The sequence below is a fragment of the Microcystis sp. M53602_WE12 genome (assembly GCF_030065455.1).
In the GTDB taxonomy this organism is placed as follows: domain Bacteria; phylum Cyanobacteriota; class Cyanobacteriia; order Cyanobacteriales; family Microcystaceae; genus Microcystis; species Microcystis aeruginosa.
In genome coordinates, this window is the sequence record NZ_JASJFB010000804.1 from 1 (window position 1) to 1,447 (window position 1,447).

Below are 1,447 nucleotides of genomic sequence, written 5' to 3' on the forward strand. Positions count from 1 at the left end.
ACTGGTTTGGAGAAATAATTAGTTATTTCGAGCGAAGGACAACGAATGGGGTGGTCGAGGGAATCAACAATCAACAATAAACTTAAACTAATAAAACGGAGAGGCTATGGCTTTAGAAACTTTCGGAATTTTTGGGTTAGAAGTATGTTGTCTTGGCATCTTGTCTGTTGATTTAGCATAAAGAGTAACGAAGAGCCACCATTCCCGATGCATTCGATCCAGTCCAAACAACCGCTGTTGGTGTTGTTGCACCACTCTGAGTTACGTTAATCGGTCGTAATATGGAGCCATCCCAGAGATCGGTATTATTGTTGGCGACTGGGGTGCCATCTATGAGGTAGATGGAAACACCCGTACTCGATGGATTAGTCCCTGTATTATCACGAGCATCGACTCCGGTAGAAGAACCGCCTGTTTGCGTAGAAGCGATCGCCTTCCAAGTGATCGTATTCGGGTTAAATCCCGCCGCATTTAAAGCCAGATCAAGAGCCGTATCAATCGCTGGGGTTCCCCCTCTGGCTTGAGTGGTGACAAAGGTATTGTAGTCGTTGATGTCGAAGCTTGTCGCATCCCGTGTGCCGTCAGTGACAAAGACCAAACGATACTGAGCGCCAGGAGCCAAGTAGGGGGGGACGACCACCAAAGCAGCCTGTGCCGCACTAGCCGTTGCCAGGGTCGCCAGGGCAACTCCGGAGACAAAGCAGAGTTGTTGTATTTTTTTCATTGATTTGCCTAAAAGTGCTGTAGTGGATGGATTTGAGTGCGTGCGACATTAGCGAACAGAACACCCCAGAGCTTACATACTTCTCCCCCCGCATTGTATCATAAGATACAATTTGTAAATCTTTACATTCTTCTCCTCCAGGGCTGACGCTTGCTAGAATGAAATCCCGCTTGATTTGTGGTAATGAGACAGTTTATGTTAGATTTTCATCTATCTGTTCAGCCTGAAACCGAAAAACGCCTTAAAAAGATTTTAAACTCCATCAAAGATCAAGAAAAATTTGCCCAAAGCATTATTGATTATCAGATTGCCGAATTACAAAAAAGCAATTTGAATCTAAAATTAGATTTAGCAGCTCTGGAAAAACAATATCAAATGACATCCAAAGAATTTTATCAGCAATTTTCCCAAGGTATTTTAGGAGATGAATCGGACTTTATAGTTTGGTCTGGACTATATGAAATGCTTCTTCAAAACGAGGCTAATCTCCAAGAATTAAAATGATTGAGGCCTATTTTTTGCAAATCGAACAAACCATTCGAGAATTTCCCAATGTCAGATATTTATCACTGACCAAGAAAATTTAGGCTCTTCGGTTTGTGTTATGCAATGGACGGGGGTTATAAGGGATGGAACCCTTATATAGAAAGGCATTTAGCGATTTTTGTCAATTGTTTTTTATCTAGAGCGAACTAATCAATTAAGTCTCTTGCCAGATAAGGA

At 42.2% G+C, this 1,447-nt stretch carries 2 protein-coding genes and 1 pseudogene; 2 read left to right on the forward strand and 1 reads right to left on the reverse strand.

Annotated elements, in window-relative coordinates:
* A pseudogene (locus PX482_RS24560) lies at window positions 1-171 on the forward strand (transposase); the annotation flags it as partial.
* 1 nt (window position 172) lies between these two features.
* On the opposite strand, the gene PX482_RS24565 reads toward PX482_RS24560, so the two are convergent.
* Entirely contained in the window at window positions 173-643 is a 471-nt protein-coding gene (locus tag PX482_RS24565) for a hypothetical protein (protein WP_373276126.1), read from the reverse strand.
* 276 nt (window positions 644-919) lie between these two features.
* Here PX482_RS24565 and PX482_RS24570 point away from each other — a divergent pair, with 276 nt between their 5' ends.
* Window positions 920-1,228: a hypothetical protein gene (locus tag PX482_RS24570; RefSeq protein WP_002757098.1), complete on the forward strand. Its 309-nt coding sequence runs from the start codon at window positions 920-922 to the stop codon at window positions 1,226-1,228.
* Window positions 1,229-1,447: the final 219 nt, after the last annotated feature.